Origin of the sequence: Roseinatronobacter sp. (assembly GCF_051859525.1) — a bacterium.
Classification (GTDB): Bacteria; Pseudomonadota; Alphaproteobacteria; order Rhodobacterales; family Rhodobacteraceae; genus Roseinatronobacter.
The window spans coordinates 1-8,817 of the sequence record NZ_JBHYFM010000005.1 but is presented as its reverse complement, the minus strand read 5'-3'; the positions used below and the strand labels follow the sequence as shown (position 1 = coordinate 8,817).

The window sequence follows — 8,817 nt, the reverse complement described above, 5'->3', positions numbered from 1 at the left end:
TGCGCGCAGGCGCAGCAGCCCTGAAACTGCACGAAGACTGGGGCACCACCCCCGCCGCGATTGATTGCTGCCTGAGTGTTGCCGATGAAACCGATATTCAGGTCATGATCCACACGGATACGCTGAATGAATCGGGGTTTGTGGAAAACACGCTTGCCGCCATCAAGGGCCGCACCATCCACGCCTTCCATACCGAAGGGGCGGGTGGCGGCCATGCGCCCGACATCATCAAGGTGGTCAGCAGCCAGAACATTCTGCCCAGCTCCACCAACCCGACCATGCCCTACACCGTCAACACGATCGAGGAACACCTTGATATGCTGATGGTGTGCCACCATCTGGACCGCAAGGTGCCCGAAGATGTGGCTTTTGCCGAATCCCGCATCCGGCGCGAAACCATCGCGGCCGAAGATATCTTGCACGATATGGGCGCGTTTTCCGTCATTTCATCGGACAGTCAGGCCATGGGCCGCGTGGGCGAGGTGATCACCCGCACATGGCAGACTGCCCACAAAATGAAGCAGCAACGCGGGCGGCTGTCTGATGAAACCGGCGACAACGACAATTTCCGCGTGCGCCGCTATATTGCGAAATACACCATCAACCCCGCCATCGTGCATGGCCTGTCACGCCATATCGGCAGCGTGGAAGAAGGCAAACGCGCCGATCTGGTGCTGTGGTCGCCTGCGTTTTTCGGCGCGAAACCTGAAATGGTGTTGTTGGGCGGGTCCATTGTCGTGGCCCAGATGGGCGATCCGAACGCGTCGATCCCGGTGCAGCCCATGCATTCGCGGCCCATGTTTGGCGCCTTCGGGCGTGCGGTCGAACATTCCGCCGTGGTGTTTGTGTCGCAAGCGGGCCAGTCGGCGGGCGTTGGCGCTGAACTGGGGCTGGCAAAAACCACGCTTGCGGTGGAAAACTGCCGCGGCATCGGCAAATCCGACATGCGCCTGAACAACGCCACCCCCCATATTGACGTGGACCCCGAAACCTATGAGGTGCGCGCCGATGGGGTGTTGCTGACCTGCGAACCGGCCACCGAACTGCCGCTGGCCCAGCGCTATTTCATGTTCTGATGCCCATGTTTCATGCAGCACTGGCGCAGCGCCGCAACAGTCGTGCAAAAAATGCCGCGTCGCAGCATGGCGCACGCGCTGTTCAGCAGAAGTTTACGCGCATATGTGATAACCCCCTCAGGTGGGAGGCGTGTTTCTGCCTGAGCGAGGGTGAAATGCAACGACGACCTGCAAATTCAAACCTTAGCCCGCAACAATCGCGACGGCTTGACTGTTTTCTGGCCGCAACGGGGTTCGGGTGCAACCCGTCCCTTGGACGCAGCGCCCGCGAAGCCGAATTCGCCCGCCTTGACCGCCTGCCTGATGGCGCGCTGGCCGCAATGGGCCTGTCGCGGCGCGGATTGGCGGCGCATGTTTACCGAGATCTTTTCTACACAGGTGCAAAATGACCGACCTTCCCCCCCTGAACCGGCTTTTGAAAACCCGCCCGGACCGCTGTGATGGCGCGGTCATTCTGGATTATGACGGCCGCATGATCCGCCGCAAACGCCTGATTACTGCCGAAGGGCGCGGGTTCATGGTCAACCTGCCCGAACTTACCAATCTGGATGCCTATTGGGGGTTCGAATTGACGGACGGCACCACGCTTGAAATCGTTGCCGCCGATGAACCCCTGGTCGAGGTGACGGGCGATCTGCCCCGCCTGGCCTGGCACATCGGCAACCGTCACACCCCCTGCCAGATCGAGGCAAACCGCCTGCTGATCCGGCGCGACCATGTGATCGAGGCCATGTTGGGCCAGTTGGGTGCCAGCCTGCGCCACGTCAATGCCGCCTTCACACCCGAAGGGGGGGCTTATGGCCATGGCCGGACGATGGGCCATTCGCATGGGCCGGATACGGGCCACAGCCACAGCCACGACCACCCCCACCACACGCATGCATGATCCATGCTGACCCCTGCGGCGCTGACACTTGTGCAATGGCTGTCACCGGCATTCCCGACCGGAGCCTTTGCCTATAGCCACGGGCTGGAACAGGTCATTGCTGATGGCTGCGTGCATGACGCAGACAGCCTGCGCGACTGGCTGGCCGATATCGTGCAATTCGGCACCGGCTGGCAGGATGCGGTTCTGATGGCGCAGGCCCTGAAGGAAGGGGCCGATCCGGACGCGCTGGATGCGCTCTGTGCAGCGCTGCAACCTTGCGCCGAACGCCTGCGCGAGGCGCGCGAACAAGGGGCTGCCTTCGCCCACACCCTTGGCAGCATGACGGGCCGGTCCATCCCGCCCCGCACCCTGCCCATTGCTGTGGCCTGCGCCGCACGCCCGCTTGAGCTGCCTGCAAGCGACGTGATTGCCCTGTATCTGCAAGGGTTTGTCAGCAATCTGGTGACCATGGGCGTCAAACATATCCCGCTGGGCCAAAGTGCGGGCCAGACAGTGCTGGCCGATCTGTTGCCGGTTATCATGGCTGTCGCCACGCACGCCGAAGCCGCGGAACCCGACGCATTCGCAAATTCCTGCCTTGCCGCCGATCTGGCCGCAATGCGACATGAAACCAAGGAAACAAGGCTATACCGGACATGACGACATCGCGTTCCCTTCAACACGGCCCCTTGCGCGTGGGCATTGGCGGCCCTGTCGGGGCGGGCAAAACCACACTGACCGAACATCTGGCCCGCGCGCTTGCGCCGCGCTGTTCCATGGCGGTCATCACCAATGACATCTACACCCGCGAGGACGCGGATGCGCTGGTGCGCGCGCAGGTGCTGTCTGCCGACCGCATTCGCGGGGTGGAAACCGGCGGCTGTCCGCATACCGCCATCCGCGAGGATGCCAGCATCAATCTTGCCGCCATCGCCGAACTGAACCACGCCTTCCCCGATCTGGACCTGATCCTGATCGAATCGGGCGGCGACAATCTGGCCGCGACCTTCTCGCCGGAACTGGCAGATATCACGATCTATGTCATCGACACCGCAGCCGGGCAGGACATCCCGCGCAAACGCGGGCCGGGGGTCACGAAATCCGACATGCTGGTCGTCAACAAAATCGATCTGGCCCCCCATGTCGGCGTTGATCCGGTGCTTCTGGAACAGGACACGCAACGCGCACGCGGGCGCCTGCCCTATGTTCTGGCCAGCCTGAAACAGGGCCACGGGCTGGACGCTGTAGTGTCATTTCTGGAACGTGACGGCGGCCTTGTGCTGCGCCCCGATCCCGCCGCGCCCCCCCGTCAGCACCAAAGCGCCTGACACCACGATTCACCCCAGATCATAGCGGCCCCGACAGGCCACGCAACGGCTGGTGCCTGCCGCGGCGCTGGCTTTCATCTTGCCAAAAATACTCAAAATTCCGCCATCACCTGCGGGCGCTACGCCTTGCGGAGTCCGAATCCTGAACATGTTGCCTATTTTCTGGGCTGGGCTACATGGAACTTTCGTCCCACATGCAGCAAATCCTCGCCGCAATGCAGCAATATTATTAATCACATGCGCGTGAGTTTGCCTATTTCTTCGGCACAACCCCGAACCCGCCCCCTGATGCCGCCAAATCAGACTGCCCTGAAATTGCATCAGCCAGACCTGCGCGACACAACATATCTGCTGGTTGAACAATCGGCATCAAACATGTCCAACGGCCCGATCCTGGCAGACCTTACCGTTGGACATGGCAACAAGACTGCTGCTCTGACGGATATGGGGCCTTGAACACATGTGTCAACCCGCGCCGTCAGCCGCATAAGATCATCAAAGGAGAATGCGTCTTATGACAACCAAAACCCTGCTTGCTTCTGCTGCGGCCTCGGCATTACTGATCGCCTCCGGCCCGGCATTTGCCGATTGCCCCATCAAGGTCGGTGTGCTGCATTCACTGTCCGGCAGTATGGCCATTTCCGAAACCACGCTGCGCGATGTCATGCTGATGCTGGTGGAACAGCAAAACGCCGCTGGCGGCCTGCTGGGCTGCGAGATTGAGGCCGTTGTGGTCGATCCGGCCTCGGACTGGCCGCTATTTGCCGAACGTGCCCGCGAATTGCTGACCGTCAACGAAGTTGACGTCATTTTCGGGGCCTGGACTTCGGTCAGCCGCAAGGCGGTTCTTCCTGTTCTGGAAGAACTGAACGGGCTGATGTTCTATCCCGTCCAGTATGAAGGGCAGGAAAGCTCGCGCAATGTGTTCTACACAGGCGCCGCACCGAACCAGCAGGCAATTCCGGCTGTTGATTACTTCCTTGAAGAACTTGGCGTCGAGAGCTTCGCGCTGCTGGGCACAGATTATGTGTATCCCCGCACCACCAATGCCATTCTGGAAGCCTATTTGCTGTCCAAGGGAATTGCAGCCGAAGATATTTTTGTAAATTACACGCCCTTTGGTCATTCCGACTGGTCCACCATCGTGTCTGACGTTGTGGCCCTTGGCGCAGGCGGCAAGCAGGTCGGCGTGATTTCCACTATCAATGGCGACGCCAATATCGGCTTTTACACCGAACTGGCCGCGCAGGGCGTCAGCGCCGACGACATTCCCGTGGTCGCGTTTTCTGTGGGCGAGGAAGAGCTTTCGGGCCTCGACACATCGCGCCTTGTGGGCCATCTGGCCGCGTGGAACTACTTCATGTCCGCAGACACCCCCGAGAATGAGTCCTTCATTGCCGCGTGGCACGACTTCATCGGCGACACGAACCGCGTGACCAATGACCCGATGGAAGCCCATTACATCGGCTTCAACATGTGGGTGAACGCGGTCGAGGCTGCGGGCACAACCGATGTCGATGCGGTGCGCGAAGCCATGTGGGGGCAGGAAGTTCCGAACCTGACCGGCGGCACGGCTGTCATGCTGCCGAACCACCATCTGGCCAAGCCGGTTCTGATCGGCGAAATCCGCGCCGACGGGCAGTTCGACATCATCAGCCAGACCGGCGAGGTCGAAGGCGCGGCATGGACCCCCTATCTGGACGAAAGCGCCACCCTTGTCAGTGACTGGCAGGAACTGGGTTGCGGCATGTTTGACACGGCCACAGAAACCTGTGTCCAGCTGACATCGAACTACTAAGCAAGACGGGATGCAGACCCTAAGGGTTTGCATCCCCCCTATCGGATTTGCGTCCCGACTGACGATATGAAAGCCCCCGCCATGTTGCGAATCCTTCGCCGCGCGCCCTTGTGCGTGTGTCTGATACTCCTTGGTCTTTTCATGGCCCCGCTGGCCGCCCCTGCCCAAAGCGCCAGTGACACGCCCTTGCAGGATGTGCTGCAAACCGTGCAGGCACAGGTCGCAAGCCCGTCCCGCGGCACGGTGCCTGATGTGTTGTCTGCGCTACTGACGCGCGATGCAGCGGGCACAGTGGAATTTTTGCGCGCATGGCAGGATCGCGGCGTTGTCGAACGGCCCGAGGACGGTCTGTTCTTCTTTGCCAATGACGCCGGCGGCATGGTCGAACTGGTCGATATTGACACTGGCGCGGTCGTGGGTCAGGTGGGCAGCCGCGATGTGAACCAGATCCGGCCCAATGCGGGCGTGCGGCGCGAAATCAATGCGGCCCTTGTGCAGTTTGAATTGATGAACCCCGACCCCGCGCGCCGTATCGCGGCACTGGAATCGGCCAGCAGAAGCCCCGATCCTGAACAGATACCGGCACTGGAACTGGCGCTTGCGTCTGAAACTGACCCCCGCATTGCTGCGCGTATGGAACGCTTGCTGGACCTGCTGAACGCGCGTTTCACCACTGATACCGAAACCCGTGTCGATGCCATTGACGGGCTGCGCGGCGATATCAGCACCGAAGCGCGGCGCGTTCTGAACCAGCTTTTGCAAACCCGCAGCGATTTTGCCCAAACCCTGCCCGAGGACGCCAATATCGCGCGTATCCGCACACCGGGCGACGATATGGACCTGCATGCCGCCTATGGCGTGCTGGTCGATGCCGGTCTGTTCCCGCCACGGCCGGGGCGCAATGCCATCCGCGATGCGCTGCGCGCGAATGTGGTAAACGGCAGCGTGGGCGGTATTCCGGTGCACCAACTGGACACGGACGCGGCCCGACAAGTGGCTTACCTTGCCTTGCAGGATGCGGGCACCGTGCCGCCATTGGTCACACAGGCCGATATGGAAGCGGCAGTTGCGCAATATGTCTTTTTTGACGCCTATCTGGAACCGGATGCGGCAGTCACGGACGCGGCGCGCGCAGCCCTTGACAGCACGCGCACGCGGATCGGGGCGTTTCAGGCCCTAAGCCTGTCGCTGGACGCGCTGTCGCTGGCGTCCATCTTCTTTCTGGCGGCCATCGGGCTGGCCATTACGTTCGGGGTGATGCGCGTCATCAACATGGCGCATGGCGAATTCATCATGATGGGGGCCTATACCGGCTATGTGGTGCAAACCCTGATCCCTGATTATACCGTTTCGCTGGTCGTGGCCCTGCCGCTGGCCTTTGCCGTCACGTTCGCGGCCGGTGTTGCAATGGAACGTCTGGTCATCCGGCATCTGTATACCCGCCCGCTGGAAACGCTGCTGGCCACATTCGGCATTTCCATCGCGCTGCAACAACTGGCCAAGAACATCTTTGGCACGCAGGCCCGCCCCCTGACCGCGCCAGACTGGCTGGCGGGGTCGCTGGCCCTGAATGATATTGTCAGCATCAGCACGCTTCGTGTGGGCATCTTCTTCATGGCGCTGGCCTTCCTGCTGCTGTTGCTGTTCATCCTGAACCGCACAAGGCTGGGTCTGGAAGTGCGCGCGGTGACGCAAAACCCCGGCATGGCGGCCAGCATGGGCATTAACCCCGACCGCATCAATATGCTGACCTTCGGCCTTGGGTCGGGGATTGCCGGTGTCGCAGGCGTGGCGATTGGCATGTATGCGCAGGTCACATCGGAAATGGGCGCGAATTACATCGTGCAAAGTTTCATGACCGTGGTTGTGGGCGGTGTGGGGTCGGTGTTCGGCACATTGGCGGGCGCGGGCCTGATTGGCGCGCTGCAAAAGGGGATTGAATGGTTCAACCCCGCCAACACGCTGGCCGCGCAAACCTATATGGTGCTGTTCATCATTTTGTTCATTCAATTCCGGCCAAAGGGCATTGTTGCCCTGAAGGGCCGCGCGGCAGGGGATTAAGCCCATGGTTTCCACCAATCAACCCGACACCGCCCGCCCTGCCCGCCGTGGCCTGCTGCACACCAACCCGTCTGTGCTGTGGTTCATGGGGTTTTTGGGGCTGTTCACACTCGGCGTCAGTATCCTGTCCGAGGGGATGGGCATTGGTGTGCTGTCCACCTCCATGGTCAAGATTTTGGGCATGACATTGTGCCTGTGCCTGATCGCCATCTGCATGGATGTGGTCTGGGGCTATTGCGGTATTCTAAGCCTTGGGCATTTCGCCTTTTTCGGACTTGGGGGCTATGCCATTGGCATGTGGCTGATGTATGCGCGCACTGAAATCGTCATTCGCGACAGTCTGGCGGGGGGCACCATTCCGCCCACGCAAACCGAAGTGGCCGATGCGGTCACCGCCCAGATTTTCGGTGTGGTCGGCAGTTCCGAATTGCCCCTGATCTGGAGTTTCGCAGGCTCGCTGCCCGTTCAGCTGGCCATGGTGGTGCTGGTGCCGGGGCTGCTGGCGCTGGTCTTTGGCTGGCTGGCGTTCCGCAGCCGTGTGACAGGGGTTTACCTGTCCATCCTGACACAGGCCATGACGCTGGCGCTGTCGCTGTATCTGTTCCAGAACGACACCGGCCTGCGCGGCAATAACGGGCTGTCGGGGCTGCAAAACATTCCCGGTGCGCTGCATGTCCCGCAATCAATTCTGTCGGTTTGGTTTTTCTGGGCCTCTGCCTTCGCACTTGGGGCGGGGTATCTGCTGTTTGCATGGGTGGTGTCGGGCAAGTTCGGGTCTGTGATCAAGGCCATCCGCGACAATGAAACCCGCGTGCGGTTTCTGGGCTATAACGTCGAAGGGTATAAGCTGTTCGTCTTTACCCTGACGGGGGTGGTGTCGGGCATTGCGGGCGCGCTGTATTACCCGCAGGCGGGCATCATCAACCCTGCCGAAATTGCGCCCATCGCGTCCATCTATCTGGCGGCCTGGGTGGCGATTGGCGGGCGCGGGCGGCTATATGGTGCCGTGATCGGGGCGGCCAGCGTGTCGCTGATGTCCAGCTGGCTGACGGGCGGGGGCGCGCCCAATTTCACCCTGGGCAGCTACCGCTTCTTGTGGACGGATTGGTGGCTTGTGGTGCTGGGCCTTGGCTTTGTGGCCGTCACGCTGTTCTTTCCCAAAGGGATCGGCGGGTTGTTCGACTATCTGGTCAGGAAAAAGCCATGACAACATTGCTGGAAGTGTCGGGCGTGTCGGTCACATTTGACGGGTTCCGCGCCATCAACAACCTGTCCATCGCCATAGGCGAGCCGGAGTTGCGCGCCGTGATCGGCCCCAATGGCGCAGGCAAAACCACCTTCATGGATATTGTCACCGGCAAGACCCGCCCCGACAGCGGGTCGGTGCGTTGGGGCGAACGGCAGGTGGATTTACTGAAACTGTCCGAAAGCCAGATCGCCAAGGCGGGGATCGGGCGCAAGTTCCAGAAACCCACTGTGTTCGAGGAACAGACCGTGCGCGACAATCTGGCGATGGCGCTGGCCAACAAGCGCGGCCCGTTTTCCGTGCTGGTCTGGCGCATGACAGGCCGCGATCACGCGCGCATCGATGAACTGGCGCAGGAGATCGGCCTGCAAGACCGTCTGGACCACCGCGCCGGTGATCTTAGCCATGGGCAAAAACAATGGCTGGAAATCGGCATGTTG

At 61.1% G+C, this 8,817-nt stretch carries 9 protein-coding genes; all 9 read left to right on the top strand.

Going from position 1 to position 8,817, the window contains the following annotated elements:
- The coding region (locus tag ACTIE1_RS06440; RefSeq protein WP_439563309.1) for an urease subunit alpha at positions 1-1,076 on the top strand (1,076 nt) is incomplete at its 5' end.
- A gap of 155 nt (positions 1,077-1,231) precedes the next feature.
- Complete coding sequence (locus tag ACTIE1_RS06435) at positions 1,232-1,465, top strand: hypothetical protein (protein WP_439561070.1); 234 nt, start codon at positions 1,232-1,234, stop codon at positions 1,463-1,465.
- Complete coding sequence (locus tag ACTIE1_RS06430) at positions 1,462-1,962, top strand: urease accessory protein UreE (protein ID WP_439561071.1); 501 nt, start codon at positions 1,462-1,464, stop codon at positions 1,960-1,962. The genes ACTIE1_RS06435 and ACTIE1_RS06430 overlap by 4 nt, the downstream gene beginning before the upstream one ends.
- Before the next feature lie 6 nt (positions 1,963-1,968).
- On the top strand, positions 1,969-2,604 hold the full coding sequence (locus ACTIE1_RS06425; RefSeq protein ID WP_439561193.1) for an urease accessory protein UreF: 636 nt from the start codon (positions 1,969-1,971) through the stop codon (positions 2,602-2,604).
- Positions 2,601-3,272: an urease accessory protein UreG gene (ureG, locus tag ACTIE1_RS06420; protein WP_439561072.1), complete on the top strand. Its 672-nt coding sequence runs from the start codon at positions 2,601-2,603 to the stop codon at positions 3,270-3,272. Before ACTIE1_RS06425 ends, ureG begins: the two co-directional genes overlap by 4 nt.
- Positions 3,273-3,786: 514 nt before the next feature.
- Positions 3,787-5,070: an urea ABC transporter substrate-binding protein gene (urtA, locus tag ACTIE1_RS06415; protein WP_439563308.1), complete on the top strand. Its 1,284-nt coding sequence runs from the start codon at positions 3,787-3,789 to the stop codon at positions 5,068-5,070.
- Positions 5,071-5,151: 81 nt separating this feature from the next.
- Positions 5,152-7,131, top strand: coding sequence for an urea ABC transporter permease subunit UrtB (gene urtB, locus ACTIE1_RS06410; protein ID WP_439561074.1), 1,980 nt, complete (start codon positions 5,152-5,154; stop codon positions 7,129-7,131).
- A 4-nt stretch (positions 7,132-7,135) separates the two neighbouring features.
- A complete protein-coding gene (locus ACTIE1_RS06405) occupies positions 7,136-8,338 on the top strand; it encodes an ABC transporter permease subunit (protein ID WP_439561075.1) in 1,203 nt (400 codons plus the stop codon).
- Positions 8,335-8,817 (top strand): ATP-binding cassette domain-containing protein (locus tag ACTIE1_RS06400; RefSeq protein ID WP_439563307.1); only part of this gene is annotated, 483 nt, incomplete at its 3' end. The genes ACTIE1_RS06405 and ACTIE1_RS06400, both read left to right, overlap by 4 nt.

What these genes read in the sequence shown, in the direction of transcription:
- ACTIE1_RS06435 (WP_439561070.1), top strand. Translation starts at nt 1,232, where the DNA reads ATGCAACGACGACCTGCAAATTCAAACCTTAGCCCGCAACAATCGCGA.
- ACTIE1_RS06430 (WP_439561071.1), top strand. Translation starts at nt 1,462, where the DNA reads ATGACCGACCTTCCCCCCCTGAACCGGCTTTTGAAAACCCGCCCGGAC.
- ureG (WP_439561072.1), top strand. Translation starts at nt 2,601, where the DNA reads ATGACGACATCGCGTTCCCTTCAACACGGCCCCTTGCGCGTGGGCATT.
- urtA (WP_439563308.1), top strand. Translation starts at nt 3,787, where the DNA reads ATGACAACCAAAACCCTGCTTGCTTCTGCTGCGGCCTCGGCATTACTG.
- urtB (WP_439561074.1), top strand. Translation starts at nt 5,152, where the DNA reads ATGTTGCGAATCCTTCGCCGCGCGCCCTTGTGCGTGTGTCTGATACTC.
- ACTIE1_RS06405 (WP_439561075.1), top strand. Translation starts at nt 7,136, where the DNA reads ATGGTTTCCACCAATCAACCCGACACCGCCCGCCCTGCCCGCCGTGGC.